Source organism: Streptomyces sp. SAI-127, from assembly GCF_029894425.1.
GTDB lineage: Bacteria > Actinomycetota > Actinomycetes > Streptomycetales > Streptomycetaceae > Streptomyces.
In genome coordinates, this window is sequence record NZ_JARXYJ010000001.1 from 9,276,369 (window position 1) to 9,292,983 (window position 16,615).

14 protein-coding genes are annotated in these 16,615 nt (G+C 70.5%); 6 read left to right on the forward strand and 8 right to left on the reverse strand.

Going from position 1 to position 16,615, the window contains the following annotated elements; all coding sequences use genetic code 11:
• Positions 1 to 16 precede the first annotated feature (16 nt).
• From M2157_RS42440 to M2157_RS42450, 3 genes are read left to right on the forward strand one after another with little or no spacing between them, the layout of a single operon-like run.
• The gene (locus M2157_RS42440) at positions 17 to 3,856 is read left to right on the forward strand and encodes an amino acid adenylation domain-containing protein (RefSeq protein ID WP_280867839.1); all 3,840 of its coding nucleotides are present in this window, start codon (positions 17 to 19) and stop codon (positions 3,854 to 3,856) included.
• A complete protein-coding gene (locus tag M2157_RS42445; protein WP_280867840.1) occupies positions 3,853 to 4,065 on the forward strand; it encodes an MbtH family protein in 213 nt (70 codons plus the stop codon). The genes M2157_RS42440 and M2157_RS42445 overlap by 4 nt, the downstream gene beginning before the upstream one ends.
• A gap of 18 nt (positions 4,066 to 4,083) precedes the next feature.
• On the forward strand, positions 4,084 to 5,304 hold the full coding sequence (locus M2157_RS42450; RefSeq protein WP_280867841.1) for a cytochrome P450: 1,221 nt from the start codon (positions 4,084 to 4,086) through the stop codon (positions 5,302 to 5,304).
• Here M2157_RS42450 and M2157_RS42455 read toward each other — a convergent pair.
• The 3 genes from M2157_RS42455 to M2157_RS42465 are packed head-to-tail and all read right to left on the reverse strand — an operon-like array spanning position 5,267 to position 8,178.
• Entirely contained in the window at positions 5,267 to 6,520 is a 1,254-nt protein-coding gene (locus M2157_RS42455; protein WP_280867842.1) for an MFS transporter, read from the reverse strand. The genes M2157_RS42450 and M2157_RS42455 overlap by 38 nt on opposite strands.
• Positions 6,521 to 6,553: 33 nt before the next feature.
• Entirely contained in the window at positions 6,554 to 7,084 is a 531-nt protein-coding gene (locus tag M2157_RS42460) for an AAA family ATPase (RefSeq protein WP_280867843.1), read from the reverse strand.
• 47 nt (positions 7,085 to 7,131) lie between these two features.
• Complete coding sequence (locus tag M2157_RS42465) at positions 7,132 to 8,178, reverse strand: LacI family DNA-binding transcriptional regulator (RefSeq protein ID WP_280855826.1); 1,047 nt, start codon at positions 8,176 to 8,178, stop codon at positions 7,132 to 7,134.
• A 148-nt stretch (positions 8,179 to 8,326) separates the two neighbouring features.
• Here M2157_RS42465 and M2157_RS42470 point away from each other — a divergent pair, with 148 nt between their 5' ends.
• From M2157_RS42470 to M2157_RS42480, 3 genes are all read left to right on the forward strand, one after another.
• On the forward strand, positions 8,327 to 9,391 hold the full coding sequence (locus tag M2157_RS42470) for a cellulase family glycosylhydrolase (protein WP_280855825.1): 1,065 nt from the start codon (positions 8,327 to 8,329) through the stop codon (positions 9,389 to 9,391).
• A gap of 216 nt (positions 9,392 to 9,607) precedes the next feature.
• The gene (locus M2157_RS42475; protein ID WP_280868348.1) at positions 9,608 to 10,231 is read left to right on the forward strand and encodes a restriction endonuclease; all 624 of its coding nucleotides are present in this window, start codon (positions 9,608 to 9,610) and stop codon (positions 10,229 to 10,231) included.
• Positions 10,232 to 10,336: 105 nt separating this feature from the next.
• Positions 10,337 to 10,807, forward strand: coding sequence for a carboxymuconolactone decarboxylase family protein (locus tag M2157_RS42480; RefSeq protein ID WP_280855824.1), 471 nt, complete (start codon positions 10,337 to 10,339; stop codon positions 10,805 to 10,807).
• A 69-nt stretch (positions 10,808 to 10,876) separates the two neighbouring features.
• On the opposite strand, the gene M2157_RS42485 is transcribed toward M2157_RS42480, so the two are convergent.
• The 5 genes from M2157_RS42485 to M2157_RS42505 are packed head-to-tail and all read right to left on the reverse strand — an operon-like array spanning position 10,877 to position 16,601.
• Positions 10,877 to 11,899: an oligopeptide/dipeptide ABC transporter ATP-binding protein gene (locus tag M2157_RS42485; RefSeq protein WP_280855823.1), complete on the reverse strand. Its 1,023-nt coding sequence runs from the start codon at positions 11,897 to 11,899 to the stop codon at positions 10,877 to 10,879.
• Positions 11,896 to 12,903, reverse strand: coding sequence for an ABC transporter ATP-binding protein (locus M2157_RS42490; RefSeq protein ID WP_280855822.1), 1,008 nt, complete (start codon positions 12,901 to 12,903; stop codon positions 11,896 to 11,898). The genes M2157_RS42485 and M2157_RS42490 overlap by 4 nt, the downstream gene beginning before the upstream one ends.
• On the reverse strand, positions 12,896 to 13,864 hold the full coding sequence (locus M2157_RS42495; RefSeq protein ID WP_037707443.1) for an ABC transporter permease: 969 nt from the start codon (positions 13,862 to 13,864) through the stop codon (positions 12,896 to 12,898). Before M2157_RS42495 ends, M2157_RS42490 begins: the two co-directional genes overlap by 8 nt.
• A 2-nt stretch (positions 13,865 to 13,866) precedes the next feature.
• Positions 13,867 to 14,892: an ABC transporter permease gene (locus tag M2157_RS42500; protein ID WP_280867844.1), complete on the reverse strand. Its 1,026-nt coding sequence runs from the start codon at positions 14,890 to 14,892 to the stop codon at positions 13,867 to 13,869.
• Positions 14,880 to 16,601, reverse strand: coding sequence for an ABC transporter substrate-binding protein (locus M2157_RS42505; RefSeq protein WP_280867845.1), 1,722 nt, complete (start codon positions 16,599 to 16,601; stop codon positions 14,880 to 14,882). Before M2157_RS42505 ends, M2157_RS42500 begins: the two co-directional genes overlap by 13 nt.
• Positions 16,602 to 16,615: the final 14 nt, after the last annotated feature.

Sequence of the window (16,615 nt, forward strand, 5' to 3'; positions counted from 1 at the left end):
GGAAGGAGACGATGCGATGACCCAGCCCGCGCTGGCCGACGTCCTGCCCCTGACCCCCCTCCAGGAGGGCCTCCTCTTCCACGCCGTGTACGAGCACGAGCGGGACGCCGCCGACGTGTACCTCGTGCAGCTGGTCTTCGACCTCGAAGGCCCGGTCGACCCCGGACGGCTGCGGGCCGCCTGGCAGGCCCTGCTGGACCGCCACCCCAACCTCCGCGCCGCCTTCCGGCGCCGCAAGGGGGGCGCGCCCGTGCAGGTCGTCCCGCACCGCGCGACCCTGCCGTGGACCGAGACCGACGTCGACTCCGAGGTCGGTTGGTCCCGGCTCCTCGACGCGGACCGCGACCGCGGTTTCGACCCGGCCACCCCACCCCTGATCCGCTGCACCCTGGCCCGCCGGCCGGACGGACGGCACCGGCTCCTCGTCACCCACCACCACATCCTGCTCGACGGCTGGTCGGTCTCCGTCCTGGTGCGCGAACTCCTCGCGCTCTACAAGTCGGACGCCGAACTCCCGCCCGCCCCCGCCTACCGCACCTTCCTGGAATGGCTCGGCCGCCAGGACCGCACCGCCGCGGAGACCGCCTGGCGGACGGCCCTGGAGGAAGTGACCGAACCGACCCGGCTGGCGCCGCCCGACCCCGGCCCCGGCCCACTGGCACAGGCCCGCGCCGAACTGCCGGAAATCACCGCGGCCGCCCTCACCGCCCTCGCCCGCAGGCTCGGCGTCACCGCCAACACCCTGGTGCAGACCGCCTGGTCGATCCTGCTCAGCCGGATGACCGGCCGGAACGACGTGGTGTTCGGCGCCACCGTCTCCGGACGCCCCGCCACCCTGCCCGGCGTCGAGTCGATGGTCGGGCTCTTCGTGAACACCGTGCCGGTTCGCGTACGGCTCCGGCCCGACCGCTCGCTGATCGAGCTGCTGGGGGACGTCCAGGACGGCTACGTCAGCCTCCTCGACCACCACCACCTCGGCCTCGCCGACATCCAGCGCACCACCGGCCTGCCCGAACTCTTCGACACCCTCGTCGTGTTCGAGAACTACCCGATGGACGACACGGCTCCCTCCGACAGCCTGCACATCACCGGCACGAGCGGCCGTGACGCCACGCACTATCCCGTGACCCTCGTCGCCTTCCCCGGACCACGCCTGCGCTTCCGCCTCGCCCACCGGTGCGACCTCTTCGAGGACGGCTGGGCCGACGCCCAACTCGCCCACCTCGTCCGCATCCTGGAGACCTTCGCCACCCACCCGGACCTCCCGCTCGGGCGCCTCGGCCTCCTCGATCCCAGCAGCGATCCCCGCCCCGACCCGGCCGCCGAACCGGCTCCCGCGCCCCGCACCCTCACCGACCTCTGGACGGCCCAGGCGACGGCCACACCCGACGCGGAGGCCGTACGAGCGGGCGGCACGAGTCTGTCGTACGGCGAACTCGACGCGCGGGCGGAGCGGTTGGCCCACCGGCTCACCGCGCTCGGCGCCGGTCCGGAACGGGTTGTCGGTATCGCCCTGCCCCGCACCCCCGACCTGGTCGTGGCCGTCCTGGGCGTACTGAAGTCGGGGGCCGCCTATCTGCCGCTCGACCCCGCGTACCCCAAGGACCGGCTCGCGTACATCGTCGAGGAAGCCCGGCCGGTGGCGGTACTGGCCACGGCCGACACAGCAGAAGTGCTTCCGGCGGGAACCCAACTTGTTCCGCCTGATAACGATATGACGGAATATCAGGAGTATCCGCCACAGCGTCCGCTTCCCGGCAACCTCGCCTACATCACCTACACCTCCGGCTCGACCGGGCGCCCCAAGGGAGTCCTCACCACCCACCGCAACGCCGTCGAGTTCGTGGAGTGGACCCACCGCGCCTTCGGCCGCGAGGCTCTGCGGAAGGTCCTCTTCTCCACCTCGCTCAACTTCGACGTCTCGGTGTTCGAGATCTTCGCCCCGCTGCTGTGCGGCGGACGCGTCGAACTCGTCGACGACCTGCTGTCCCTCACCGCCTCCGGCACCGACGCCGGGCTGATCAGCGGCGTACCGTCGGTCATGGCGGGCGTGATCGCCGAACGTCCCGACGCCGCACCGCACACCGTCACCCTGGGCGGTGAGCCCATCCCCGCACAGCTCCGCGAAGACCTCCGGGCCGCCTTCCCCGCAGCGCGGCTGGTCAACTTCTACGGGCCCACCGAGACGACGATCTACGCCACGGCCTGGCGCTCCGACGAGGACACCGTGGAAGGCTCACCGCCGCTCGGTGACCCGCTCGCCCGCAACCGCGTCCACCTTCTGGACCAGGCCCTGCGGCCGGTCCCCGACGGGATCGTCGGCGAGATCCATCTCGGTGGCGGCGGCCCCGCCCGCGGCTACCTCGGCCGCCCGGCACTCACCGCCGAGCGGTTCGTCGCCGACCCCTTCGGAGCGCCGGGGGAGCGGATGTACCGGACCGGGGACCTCGCGGTCCGAGGCCGTGACGGACGGCTGCGGTTCGTCGGACGCGCCGACCACCAGGTGAAGATCCGCGGCTTCCGCGTCGAACTAGGCGAGATCGAGGCCGTGCTCACCGCACACCCCGCGGTGACCCAGGCCGCGGTGGCGGTTCGTCAGGACGGTCGCGATGACCAGCAGTTGGTGGCCTACGTCGTGGGGGACACTGTGGGTGATGCCGCCCCCGATCGTCTGCGCGAGCACCTGGCCGGCACGCTCCCCGCGCACATGGTCCCGGCCACCGTCGTGCCGCTCATCGCTCTCCCGCGCACCGCCAGCGGCAAGACCGACCGCACGGCCCTGCCGGACCCGTCCGCACCTGCCGAGACCACCAGCGTCCCGCGCACCCCGCACGAGGAACGGCTGCGCGCGATCGTCGCCGACGTCCTCGGACTGGAGCCCTCCCGCGTCGGCATCCACGACAGCTTCTTCGACCTCGGCGGCCACTCCCTGCTGACCCCCCGCCTCACCGCCCGCATCCGCACCGACCTCGGCGCCGAACTGCCCCTGCGCGCGGTGTTCGACACCCCCACGGTCGCCGGACTGACCCAGCGACTGCGGGGTGGCACGTCGGGCGCGGCGCCCCTGGAGGCCGTACTGCCCCTGCGCACCAGGGGCGACAAGGAACCCCTCTTCTGTCTGCCCCCCGCCTCCGGTCTCGCCTGGGGCTTCGCCGGACTCGCCCGCCACCTCGACCCCGAACGCCCGCTGTACGGCCTCCAGTCGCGGGGACTGATCCCCGGCCGCCCGCGTACGGACACCCTTCGGGCCACGGTCGCCGACCATCTCGCCCGCATCCGCGAGATCCAGCCCGAGGGCCCCTACCACCTGCTCGGCTACTCCATGGGCGGCCTGGTGGCGTACGACGTCGCCGCCACCCTCCAGAAGGAAGGCCACGAAGTCGCCCTCCTGGCGATGCTCGACGCCTTCCCCGGGATCTGGATCGACCGGGGCGCCCGCGCGACGGACCGGCCCGCGCTGCTGCGCAGCCTGCTCGGCATCCTGGGCCGCCCCCGACCCGACGACACGGAGCCCCTCACCGACACCCGCTTCGCCGAACTCGTGCGCCGCGTCCCCGACATGACCGCGAGCCTCGACGACGCCGAACTCGCCGCCCTGGTCGAGGTCACCGCCGGAAACCGACGGCTGATGGAGGAGTTCGCCCCCACGTCGTACCGCGGTGACCTGCTGTTCTTCACGGCCGCACAGGATCCGGACACACACCCGGAGCGCCACCGTGCCTGGCAGCCGTACGTCGACGGACGCGTCGACAACCACGACATCCCGTGCGTCCACGGGGAGATGACCCGGCCGGGCCCGCTGGAGCGGATCGGCCCCGTACTGAACACCGCAACCCACGGAAGGAACCCCGCATGAGCGCCAACCCGTTCGACGACGACACCCTCGAGCACTTCGTGCTGGTCAACGACGAGGGCCAGCACTCCCTGTGGCCCGCCTTCGCGGAGGTGCCGGCCGGCTGGACGGTCGTCCACGGCCGGGCGCCCCGCCAGGAGTGCCTGGAGTACGTCGAACAGCACTGGACCGATATGCGGCCCAAGAGCCTGATCCGGGCCATGGGCGAATAGAGCAGGGGGAGCCGAACGATGACCACGCGGCGGACGATCGGTCCGGAAGACCTCGACACGCTGAACCTGGCGGATCCGCGGCTGCACGCCGAGGACGAACTGTCCGCCGTGTGGCGCCACTTGAGAGACCATGAGCCGGTCCACTGGAACCCGGCCACCGAAACGGCTCCCGGCTTCTGGGTGGTGACCCGGCACACCGACGTGACCTCGGTGTACCGCGACAACACCACCTTCACCTCCGAGGGCGGCAACGTCCTGGAAACCCTGCTCGCGGGCGGCGACTCGGCGGCCGGCCGCATGCTCGCGATCACCGACGGGGACCGGCACCGGGAACTGCGCCGCGTCCTGATGTCCGCGTTCACCCCGAGCGCCCTCCAGCCGGTCGTGGCGAGCGTGCGCCGCACGGTCGACCGGCTGCTGCGCGAGGCCATCGACAAGGGGAACTGCGACTTCGCCGACGACGTGGCCGCCGGCATCCCCCTCGGGGCGATCTGCGACCTGCTCGGCGTGCCCGAGGGCGACCGCGCCCATGTCCTGAGCCTGACCTCCTCGGCCCTCGGCTCCCACGACGCCGACGGCACCGCCGCCGACGCCTGGATCGCCAAGAGCGAGATCCTGCTCTATTTCGCGAACCTCGCCCGCGACCGCCGTGACAGCGGCCACGCGGACGTCATCGCGCTGCTCGCCGGAAGCAAGGTGAACGGGTTTCCGCTGGACGACGACGAGATCATGCTCAACTGCTACAGCCTGATCCTCGGCGGTGACGAGACGGCCCGGCTGTCCATGGTCGGCGCCGCTCTGGCCCTGGTGGAGCACCCCGACCAATGGCAGGCACTCAAGCAGGGCGATGCCGGTGTCGACACGGCCGTCGAGGAGATCCTGCGCTGGACGACCCCGGCACTGCACTCGGGCCGCACGGCCACGACCGACACCGAGATCGCCGGCCGTCCGGTCCGCGCCGGAGACATCGTGACGGTGTGGAACGCCTCCGCCAACCACGACGAGCGGGTCTTCCACGACCCCGGACGGCTGCGCCTCGACCGCACCCCCAACAAGCACTGCACCTTCGCCTACGGCCCGCACTTCTGCCTGGGCGCCTACCTGGCCCGCGCGGAGATCGGAGCGGTCCTGGAGGGGCTGCGCGACCTGGTGGAGGACATGGAACGGACCGGCCCCTCCAAGCCGGTCTACTCCAACTTCCTCAGCGGCCTCGGTTCGCTACCGCTGGCCCTGAAGTGAGGCTCCGGAACCCCGGGAAGAGCAGGAGGAGGGCGAGCGCCGCCACGACGGTCAGGACACCGCCGCCCGTGACGGTCCACGTGACGCCGAGAGCGGCGCCGACCGTGCCGTGCAGGAGGTCGCCCAGCCGTGGTCCTCCGACGGCCACCACGGTGTCGATCCCCTGGAGCCGGCCGCGCATCCCGTCGGGAACGGCGCTCTGCAGCACCGTCTTCCGGAAGACCCCCAGCGCGAGGAGCGCACCGCCGGCCGGCAGCAGCCAGGCCACGGCGGAGACGAGCGAGTGGGCCAGCCCGAACCCCGCGACCGCCAGGCCCCACACACCGACCGACACGGCCACCGCGACACCGTGGCGGCCGACGCGCGTGAAGGCCCCCGAGAACAACCCCGCCAGTACGCCGCCGGCCGAGACGGCGGCGTACAGCACCCCGATGTCCGAAGGGCGGAAGGTCTCCGCCGCCAGTTGCGGGAACAGTGCCGTGGGCAGACCGAGGGACAGCGCGGCGAAGTCGGCGAGATAGACCACCAGCAGAACCTGACGCCGCGTCACGAACCGTACGCCGTCCGCGATCAGCCGCAGAACCGCGCTCTGTCGCCGCTCACCGGCGCCGTCCGGGGGAAGAGCCGGCAGTCGCCACACGGCCCACACCGTCGCGCAGACGGCGACCGCGTCCGCCAGATACAGCGTCCGGCTGCCCACGACCGGCAGCAGACCACCGGCCAGCAGCGGCCCGGTGATCCCGGCGGACAGGAGCACCGTCGACTGCAGCGCGTTGGCGGCCGCAAGCAACTCGGGCCGCACCAGACGCGGTGTCACGGCCCTGCTCACCGTGGAGTTGGCGCCGAACAGGGCCTGCTGCACGGCCACCAGCACGAGCAGCACGGCGACCGACCGCAGATTCGCCCACGCCTGGACCCACAGCAGCAACGACGTCACCCCGATGCCGATCGTGGTCGTCAGCAGCACCCGCCGCCGGTCGCGTACGTCGGCGAGTACCCCTCCCCACAGCGCCGCCGCGGCCATCGGGGCGAGGCTCACCAGACCGGCCAGCCCCACGTAGGCCGACGAGCCGGAGAACTCGTAGATCTGCAACGGCACGACGACCGCGGTGAGTTGAGATCCCAGGGCGGTCACGATCCCGGCCGCCCACAATCGCCGGAACTCGCCCGCCCGCAGGGGCCGTACGTCGACCAGCAGCCGTCTGCCTCGCACCATGGAGCGATGCTGCGGGCTCCCCTTGGGGCAAGGTCAACCGACGCGGGCGAGCACCTGGTCGGCCAGTGCCGCCGGGGTCGACTCGCCGTCGAGGAACACCGTGTCGCCGGGCAGGGTGTCGACCGCGGCCGTACACACCTCGATGCGGGCCTTGCACCATGCCCGCACCCGTTCCTCCCGGGCGGGATCGTCGGGGAAGAAGCTCCGCGCGTCGATCCGCCGCACCAGGACCTCCGGCGCGACCTTGAGGAAGAAGTGGTGGACCACGATGTCCGCGGCCTTCAGGGCGCCGAAGATCTCGCCCAGGTAGCGGGGTTCCACCAGCGTCATGGGGACCAGGAGCGGGCGCCGGTACTCCTCGACGAGACCGACGGCCAGGTCGGCGACCTGTCGTCGCCACAGCGGAAGGTCCTGGAAATCACCGGTCGGCACGTCCACGATCTCCTGCAGCACGGCGCCGACCATCTCCGGGTCGAAGACCAGCGCGTCGGGCCGTCGCGGACGCAGTTCCTCCACGAGCGTGCTCTTCCCGCCGCCGAACGGGCCGTTTATCCAGACGATCACAGCCGCTTCCCCCAGTTCCCAAGAACTCCGAACGAGTGACAGTAGCGTCAGTTCCGAGGCGCCGCGCTGCTCCCCCTCACCACCAGACGCGTCGGGACGAGATCGGTACCGGGCTGTCCGCCCCCGTGTGAGCGGATCTGCTGGAGCACCTTCTGGACGCAGCGATGGCCCACCTCCGCGAAGTCCTGGTGGACGGTGGTGAGCGGCGGCACGAAGAACGCCGCGTCGGGGATGTCGTCGAAACCGACCACGCTGACGTCGTGCGGCACGGACAGCCCGCGCTCGTGGAACGCGCGCAGCAGTCCCAGCGCCATCTGGTCGTTGGCGGCGAACACGGCCGTGCAGTCCGGCTTCTCGGCGAGCTCGAGCCCGGCCGCGTAACCGGACTCGGCCGACCAGTCCCCGTACAGCGCGGGCGGCACCGGCCGCCCGGCCTCCTCGAGGACCGCACGCCAGGCCTGGGCCCGTCGCTGTCCCGAGAAGGAGGCCTGCGGACCGGTCACATGCCAGACGGTCCGATGCCCCAGCTCCAGCAGATGCTGTACGGCCTGACGCGCGCCGTCCGCCTGATCGGTGTCGACCACGCTGTAGCGGTCGCCGGCGTCGGAGTCCACGACGACGACATGCACGCCGGGAGGCAGCTGGACGGTCCCGGTGTCGAGGAGATGGATCTCCATGATGACGATGACCGCGTCCACGGCCAGCTCGCCCATCCGCGTGAAGGCCCCCAGGACGTTGTCCTGCGTCGGGACGTCGATGGGGATCAGGGTGATCGCGTACCCCTCGGCCGCCGCGTGCGTGGCGATCGCCTCCACCGTGCGGCTGTTGCCGGTAGAGGACAGGCTGAACAGGATCACGCCGATGGTGTTGAACTGGCCGTACCGCAGCGCCCGCGCGGCACTGTTGGGGCGGTAACCCAGTTCCCGCATCGCCGCCAGGACCTGCTCGCGCGTGGCAGGGATCACCCCCGGGTGACCGTTGGAGACCCGCGAGACCGTCTGCGAGGAGACGCCCGCGAGCTTGGCGACGTCGGCCATGGACACACGCTGCTTGCGCCGCCCCCCGGGAACACCGGAACCTCCCCGCTCCACCACTGCTGCCTCCTCCGTCCGCACACGAACGTGTTGCGTGTCGCACCGGATGTTACGTGTGGGAAACCTTGACGGTCGCCGGAGCGGATGCCACGATTCCGGCGCCGTCATGTTTACGTAAACATGCTGTCATTCCGAAAGGGTTTGGTCGATGCGCAAGACCCCCGTCAGCACCCGTCGCGCCCCGAGGCTGCGTGCCTCGCTCGTCGCCGTCGCGATCGCCGCGATCACCGGCGCCACCCTCACCGGCAGCCCCGCCTCCGCCTCCGCCGCCGCGCCGACCACCGACACGACCCAGTTCAAGGGTGTCAACTGGGCCGACCCGCGCGACAACTTCGCCGACGACGAGCTTCAGCTGTCGGGCCTGTCGACCTCCGACACCTACGCCCAGACGTACACCAAGGCGAGCCGCATCATCTCGGCGTTCCGGGCGAACCTCGGCGCCAACACCGTCCGGCTGCCGATCAACCCGTACACCGTCAACGGCTCCTACTGGAAGTCGTACCGGGGCGTCATAGACGCCGCGACGGCCCACGGCTTCAAGGTCATCGTGTCCTACTGGGAGGGCACGGGCGACCGCAAGGACGGCTTCATCGACGACGAGGCCACCTACTGGCCGATGTGGAACACCGTGGTCAAGGCCTACAAGGGCAACTCCCGGGTCTACTTCGAGCCGATGAACGAGCCGCACGGCTACACCGACACCGAGTGGGCCGACATCGCCGCGAAGTGGCTGGACACCTACAAGTCCGTGCCGCGCAACCGGGTCTTCGTCAGCGGCGCCGGCTACAACGACCACGTCACGACCGTGTGTGCCGACCCGCGCCTGAAGGGCACCTACCTGTCGCTGCACCACTACGGCTTCTGGAAGTCGTACGCCACCTACGACGAGTGGGTGGCCGACCTCAAGGTGCGCATCGGCGACTGCGCGAACCGGACCGTGGCGGACGAGTTCGGCGCGCCGATGACGACCGGTCTGAACTACAACGTGAAGACCCCGGACGACAACTTCGTCAACTTCATCCAGGCCGTCACCGACACCTTCCGCGAGCTGAAGATGGGCTCGGTGTACTGGCCGGGCCTGCGCACCGACGACATCTACTCGGTGCAGAAGCTCGTCGGACCGGCCAACCGGCCGTGGCTGGAGACCACCAACCAGTCGGGCGCCGACCGCCTCGCCTGGGCCTGGGGCCGCGGAACGCCCGTCAAGGGCTGACGTCTTTCCCCGTTTCGGCCGCGGTGCCTTCAGGTACCGCGGCCGACCGGCGTTCACGGCGGTCTTCGGACGTGGCCGACTCGCGCCCTTCTCACGCCCTCTTGAGCTGCCCAGACTCCTTGGCAGGGACACAGGGGGGAGAGTGCTGTGGCCGGGCGTCGACGGAGTGCGGCCGCTCGCGGACGGCGGGAGCGGCAATGGTGGTTGGGCGGCGCGGTGGTGCTGGTTCTCGTGGTGCTGTTCCGGGCGAGCGTGTGGCCGTATCTCCTGGGCGTGCTGTCGGCCGCCGCCGCCGCGGCGATCGCATGGCGGCTGTGGCACACGGACCGGCTTCTCCGGGGCAGGGACCGTCGCTGGCGGCACGAGGAGGCGGTGAAGGCGGGTCGCAGGACCCTCGCCGAGGTGGACGCCATGACGGGCACCGAGTTCGAGGAACTGGTCGCGGGACTGTGCCGGCGGGACGGGTGTACGGAGGTCCGGCGGGTGGGCGGCGCGGGCGACAACGGCGCCGACGTCCTGGGCCGGCTGCCGGACGGCCGCACGATGGTCGTCCAGTGCAAGCGGTACGCACCGAGCAGGGCGATCCCGAATCGCGAGCTGCGTGATCTCCTGGGCGCCCGGGTGCACTTCCGCGCCGACGTGGCCGTCTTCGTGACGACCTCACGCTTCACCGGCCCCTCCGAGAAGTTCGCGCTGGAGCACGACATCCTCGCCGTGCACCGCGACCTCCTCGGCCTGTGGAACAACGGGGCCTCCCTCGTGTCGCTGGGCGAGGTGAACGGCCGGGGTCAGGGGGACGCACGGCATCGGGCCCGCTGGAAGAAGGCGTACGGCGGCTAGGGGCCCCGCCCCAGGGAGACGCAGGTCACATCCAGGCCTGTCACAATCCGCCGGGCCATTCAGTCGTATGTGTGTAGCCATCGACAACGGCAGAAGGAGCACACCATGGAAGCCCGACTCAACGTCTTCACCAGCCCGTTGGCCGGCAAGCTGCTGAAGCACTTCGCCATGGCGGGCAAGGTGGTCACCGACTCGGGACTGCCGATGACGACCCAGGAACTGGTGAAGATCCGCGCGAGCCAGATCAACGGCTGCGGGTTCTGCCTCGACATGCACACCAAGGAGGCCGCCGCCGCGGGCGAGACCGCGCAGCGCCTCCACATGGTCGCCGCGTGGCGTGAGGCCAAGGTCTTCACCGAGGCCGAGCGCGCCGCGCTGGAGCTGACGGAGCAGGGCAGTCGCCTCGCCGACGGGACCGGCGTCTCGGACGAGGTCTGGGAGAACGCCGCCAAGCACTACGACGAGGAGGAGCTCCTCGCCCTGGTCTCCCTGATCGCCGTCATCAACGCCTTCAACCGGCTGAACGTCATGACCCAGCAGCCGGCCGGCGACTACGTGGTCGGTCAGTTCGGTTGAACCTGAGGACCTGCTTGACGAACGGGTGACCGGCCCGGGGGCTGCAGACCCCGGGCGCGACCCGGAACCTCAGCCGGCCAGCGGGTAGTGACAGGCCACCTGACGGCCGGAGGCATTCGGCGCGAGCCGCGGGCGTTCCACCGCACACAGATCCCGGGCGTAGGGGCAACGCGTGCGGAACGGGCACCCCGTCGGCTTGTCCGCCGGACTGGGCACCTCACCGGTCAGCACGATGCGCTCCCGGGGCGGGCCGTCCTCCGCGAACGTCCCGTCGTCGATGTCCGGTACCGCCGACAGCAGGGCCTGCGTGTACGGATGGGCCGGGTCCGAGTACAACGCCTCCGTGCCGGCGAGTTCGACGATCTCACCGAGATACATCACGGCGATCCGGTCCGACACATGACGGACCACCCCGAGATCGTGCGCGATGAAGACGTACGTGAGACCGAACTCCTCCTGGAGATCGGCGAAGAGGTTCAGCACCTGCGCCTGGATCGACACATCCAGCGCGGACACCGGCTCGTCGGCCACGATCAGCTTCGGATTCGTCGCCAAGGCGCGTGCGATGCCGATGCGTTGGCGCTGACCGCCGGAGAACTCGTGCGGATAGCGGTCCAGATGTGCCGCCGCCAGTCCTACGACGTCGAAGAGTTCCCGGACCCTGCGGCGGACCGCGGACGCGTCGCCGTACCGGTGCACGAGCAGCGGCTCGGCCACGATGTCCCCGGCACGACGGCGGGGGTTGAGCGAGGCCTGCGGGTCCTGGAAGACCAGTTGCATGCCAGGCCGTACCGGACGCAGCCGGCGCGCGGACAGCGTGGAGATGTCCTGCCCGTCGAACTCGACCCGCCCGCCCGTGAGTTCGGTGAGCCGGACCAGGCACCGGCCGAGCGTGGACTTGCCGCAGCCGGACTCCCCGACGACACCGAGGGTTTCGCCCCCGCGCACCGCCAGGGAGACTCCGTCGACGGCACGCAGCACCTGGTGTCTTCCGCGCACGGGGTAGTGCTTGGTGACGTCCGTGGCCCTCAGGAGGACCTCTCCGGCGGGCGGTGCGTCCGGGACCACCGCCGCGATGTCCTGTGCCGTCACGACGCCGCCTCCGTGTCTCTCGCGCTCACTCTCAGTCCCGCCCGGTCGTCGGGAGGCAGCCAGCAGGCGTCGAGGTGGGCATCACCCGACAGGACGGGCCGCTCCTCGCACCGGTCGTGCCGCAGCCGGCAACGCGGCGCGAACGCGCACCCCTCCGGCACGCCACCCGGTGCGACCGGCACGCCCGCGATGGTGGGCAGCCGCCGCAGCCGGGGACCGCCCACCCGGGGCACCGAGTCGAGCAGACCCCAGGTGTACGGGTGTCGCGGACCGTGGAACACCGCCCGCCGCGGGCCCTCCTCGGCCGCCCGGCCGCCGTACATGACCAGGACCCGGTCGGCGATCTGGGAGACCACACCCATGTCGTGAGTGATGAGCACCATCGCGGAGCCCCCTCTGTTCAGTTCCCGCATCAGATCGAGGATCTGCGCCTGGACCGTGACGTCCAGTGCGGTCGTCGGCTCGTCGGCGATCAGCAGGGAGGGGCTGCAGGAGAGCGCCATCGCGATGACCGCGCGCTGCCGCATCCCGCCGGAGAACTCGTGCGGATAGGCGTTCACCCGCGAGGCCGCGTCGGGGATGCCGACGTCCGAGAGCAGCCGGACGGCACGCGCGTGTGCCACCTTGCGGGAGATCTGTTCATGCGCCCGGATCGCTTCGGCGATCTGCCAGCCAACGGTGTACACCGGGGTCAGGGCGGTCATGGGGTCCTGGAAGACCATCGCGATCTCCCGGCCGCGCACCGCACGCATCTCCTTGTCGGGCAGGGTGAGCAGGTCACGCCCCCGGAAGAGGACCTCACCCGACACGGTCACGTTCGGGTTGGTGAGCAGCCGCAGCACGGCAAGCATCGACACACTCTTGCCGGAGCCCGACTCGCCCACCACGCCCAGGACTTCGCCGGGAGCGACCGAGAAGGAGAGACCGTCGACGGCCGTGACGAGGCCCTGGCGGGTGCGGAAGCGCACTCGCAGGTCACGTACGTCCAGCAGTGGTTCAGGCATGGCGGGCCCTCGGATCGAGTCGCGCGTACAGGATGTCCACCAGGGCGTTGGCGAGGACCACGAAGAACGCCGCGTACAGGACCGTGCCCATGATCACGGGCAGGTCCAGGTTCTGCAGGGCGTCGAAGGTGAGCTTGCCGATGCCGGGCAGGCCGAAGACCACCTCGGTGAGGAGCGCGGCCCCGCCGACGAGCGCGCCGAAGTCCAGGCCGAACAGCGACACGATCGGGATCAGCGAGCAGCGCAGGGCGTGCCGGAGCAGGATCCGCCGCTCGGACAGACCCTTGGCGCGGGCCGTACGGACGTAGTCCTCGTTCAGTGCGGTGACGACCTCGCCGCGCAGCAGCCGGGCGTAGATCCCGGCGTACAGCAGGGCGAGCGTCAGCCAGGGGAAGAGCATGTGCAGCGCCCACTGGCCGGGGTCCTGGCCGAGACCGACGTAGCCGGGCGGGGGCACCCAGGAGAAGAGCGAGTCGTGCAGCTGCTTCTGGGTGAGGAGGTTGACGACCTCGCCGAGCCAGTAGGCCGGCAGCGAGACACCGACCACGCCCACCAGCATGATGAGCGGGTCGGCGGCCCTGCCGCGCAGGGTCGCCGCGGCCGTGCCCATGAGGATGCCGGCCGTCATCCAGATCAGGGCCGCGCCGATGACCAGGGACAGGGTCACGGGAGTGGCCTGGATGATCTGCGGGATGACCCGGGAGCCGCGGTTGACGAACGACTCCAGATCCCGGTCGATCAGCAGGTGACGCATCATCAGCAGATAGCGGATCGGCATCGGCCGGTCCAGGCCGAAGGAGTGCCGCACCTGGGCGAGGGTGGCCGGGTCGGCGTTGCGGCCCGCGATGCGTGCCGCCGGGTCGACTCCCGGGGTGGCGAAGAAGATCAGGAACACCAGCACGCTGATCGCGAACATCACCAGCAGGGCCGAGGCGAAGCGCTTGAGGGCGAAGACGAGCATGGTCACACCCCTCCGCGCAGCCGGGCGCTCGGGTCGAGCGCGTCGCGCACCCCGTCACCGAGGACGTTGAGCGCGGCCGTGGTCAGGGCGATCAGCAGACCGGGCGCGATCGTCACGGCGGGCCGGGTGTAGAGGAGCCCCAGACCGTCCTCGATGATCGTGCCCCAGCTGGCGTCGGGTGGCTGGACGCCGACGGACAGGAAGGACAGCGCCGACTCGGTGAGCATGGCGAGCGCGGTCATCAGGGGGACGAACACGATCGCCGTCGGCACCACGTTCGGCAGCACCTCCCGGCGCAGGATGCGCGGGGTGGGCGCGCCGGAGCCGACGGCCGCCTGGATGTACTCCTTGTTGCGCAGCACCAGCACCTGACCGCGCAACGGCCGTGCGACGTACGGCACATAGATCGCCGCGATGATCGTGACGGGCAGCCAGAGACTTCCCGCGTCGACGGTGACGGGGCCCAGCTGGAGACCGTTGGTGAGCAGCACCACCGACAGACAGATGGCCAGCAGATAGACCGGGAACGCCCAGACGACGTCCAGGACCCGCGAGATGACGGCGTCCACGACCCCGCCCGTGTACCCGGCGACGACCCCCACGGCCGTACCGGCGACGCAGGTCAGCAGCGCCGCCGTGAACCCGATGAACAGGCTCGTACGGCCGCCGTACAGCAGACGGGCCAGCACGTCCCGGCCCTGGTTGTCGGCGCCGAGGAAGTAGTGGGCGGGGTCCCAGGTCGGGCCGATCGGGGTGACGCCGAGGCCGAGGCCGGTGCTGCTCGGGGTGAGCACCGGCACGGTCTTTCCGTCCACGACGGTGGTGCCGGAGACATGGGACTGGAAGGGGTCGGTGTGGGCGATGTGGTCCGCGTAGAGCGGGGCGCACAGGGTCGCCAGCACGACGAGGAGCAGGACCGCGGCGGCGGCCAGCGCCGTCCTGTTGCGCAGCAGGTCGCCGACGGCGGTCCGCCAGGGGCCCGGCGAGCGCCGGGCCCCGGCCGACGGGGGCAGGGTCACTTCACCCACAACTGCCCGACCAGCATGTAGAACTGCTTGCTGAACCGGTAATTGCCGACCCGCTTCGACGTGAAGTCGATCATCTTCGGGTTGATCAGCGGCACCAGCGGGGACTGGGCCATGACCGCCTGGTCCACGGCACCCCACTGCTTGTCCGCGCTCGCCTTGTCGGTCTGCGAGGTCTTCAGCGCCGCCTGCATCTTCGCGTCGACGCCCTTGTCGCAGAACCCTGAGATGTTGATGCTGGAGTCGCTGCCGGGGTGGTAACTCGCGCAGGAGAGCAGCACGTTGAGGAAGTCGGAGGCCGCCGGATAGTCCTGGTACCAGGAGGTGAGGGCCAACTGCACCTTGTTCTTGGTGTTCTGGATGTAGGTGAACTGGATGTTCCCCGACAGCGGCTTGAGCGTCGCCTTGTAGCCGAGCTGGGTGAGCAGGCTCTGCAGGTACTGCCCGATCGATTTGTTGACGTCGTCGTCCTGCGTGACGATGCCGACCTCCTGACCCGCCGTACCGGACTGCTTCACCAGTTCCTTGGCCTTGGCGAGGTCCGCGGCCTTCCAGGTCGCACCGCCGCCCTTGGTGTAGTCGCACGACTCGACGTGCCCGGGGAAGCCGGGCGGCAGGACCGTGCAGGCGGGGGAGGCGAGGTTGGTACCGCCGTACAGCCGCACCACGGCGGACCGGTCAACGGCCCAGTTGATCGCCTGACGCGCCAACTTGTTGTTGAAGGGAGCCATGTTGACGTTGAGCGTCGCGTACCAGAACGCCGTCAGCGGGTTCACATGCGCCTGCGAGGCGTACTTGGTGCCGATCTCGTTGAGGCGGTCGGCGGGCGGCGCGTCGTACATCCAGTCCGCCTGGCCGTTCTCGATGGCGGTCACCTCGGACTCGACGGTCTGGCCGAAGGTGTAGTCGATGGCGTCGGGATAGCCCTGCGGCTCCGCCTCCCGCGACCACTCCTTGAAGTGCGGGTTACGGACCAGCTTGAGCGCCCGGTTGGGGTCGTACGACGCCGCCATGTACGGCCCGGTCGACGGCAGCGGCTTGGTACCGGCGTCCTTCGTCGGCGAGTCCTTCGGTACGACGACGGCGTGCGGGACGGCCAGCTTGTACTCGAACTCCGGATCGGCAGCCGTCAGGTTGATGGTGACCGTGTTCGCCTTGGCGTCACCGATCACGCCCTTGGACAGGGTGCAGGAGGCCGGCGTCTTGAGACAGGCGTCGGCGCCGACGATGCCGTTGTAGAAGGTGCCCGCGGTGGGGCTGGAGACCTTGAAGATGCGCTGGAAGGACGCCACGACGTCGTCGGTGGTCAGGGCCTTGCCGTTGGAGAAGGTGATGCCCTTGCGGAGCGTGAAGGTGTAGGTCTTGCCGCCGTTGGTCACCTTCGGCATGGCCGTGGCCAGGTCGGGGACGACGGTGAAGGACTCCTGACCGTTGACCTTCTTGAAGGCGAGCAGCCCGTCGTACATCGACTGGAACAACTGCCAGTACTGGAGCGTGTAGTTGACCTGCGGGTCGAAGCTGCCCGCGGCCGCGTGGGCGACGAGCTTCAGGGTGCCGCCCTTGTGCTGGGCCTGGAAGGCGGAGGAGCCGGACGAGGAGGCGCCCGGGCCGGAGGAGGAGCCCGGGTCGGAGGAGGACGAACAGGCGGCCGCGGTGAGCGTGAGGGCGACGGTGGCGGCGGCGAGCGCGCCCCGTCTGGCATTGCGGGACATGGCTGGGAACTCCC

What these genes read in the sequence shown, in the direction of transcription:
- M2157_RS42440 (WP_280867839.1), top strand. Translation starts at nt 17, where the DNA reads ATGACCCAGCCCGCGCTGGCCGACGTCCTGCCCCTGACCCCCCTCCAG.
- M2157_RS42445 (WP_280867840.1), top strand. Translation starts at nt 3,853, where the DNA reads ATGAGCGCCAACCCGTTCGACGACGACACCCTCGAGCACTTCGTGCTG.
- M2157_RS42450 (WP_280867841.1), top strand. Translation starts at nt 4,084, where the DNA reads ATGACCACGCGGCGGACGATCGGTCCGGAAGACCTCGACACGCTGAAC.
- M2157_RS42455 (WP_280867842.1), bottom strand. Translation starts at nt 6,520, where the DNA reads ATGGTGCGAGGCAGACGGCTGCTGGTCGACGTACGGCCCCTGCGGGCG.
- M2157_RS42470 (WP_280855825.1), top strand. Translation starts at nt 8,327, where the DNA reads ATGCGCAAGACCCCCGTCAGCACCCGTCGCGCCCCGAGGCTGCGTGCC.
- M2157_RS42480 (WP_280855824.1), top strand. Translation starts at nt 10,337, where the DNA reads ATGGAAGCCCGACTCAACGTCTTCACCAGCCCGTTGGCCGGCAAGCTG.
- M2157_RS42490 (WP_280855822.1), bottom strand. Translation starts at nt 12,903, where the DNA reads ATGCCTGAACCACTGCTGGACGTACGTGACCTGCGAGTGCGCTTCCGC.
- M2157_RS42495 (WP_037707443.1), bottom strand. Translation starts at nt 13,864, where the DNA reads ATGCTCGTCTTCGCCCTCAAGCGCTTCGCCTCGGCCCTGCTGGTGATG.
- M2157_RS42505 (WP_280867845.1), bottom strand. Translation starts at nt 16,601, where the DNA reads ATGTCCCGCAATGCCAGACGGGGCGCGCTCGCCGCCGCCACCGTCGCC.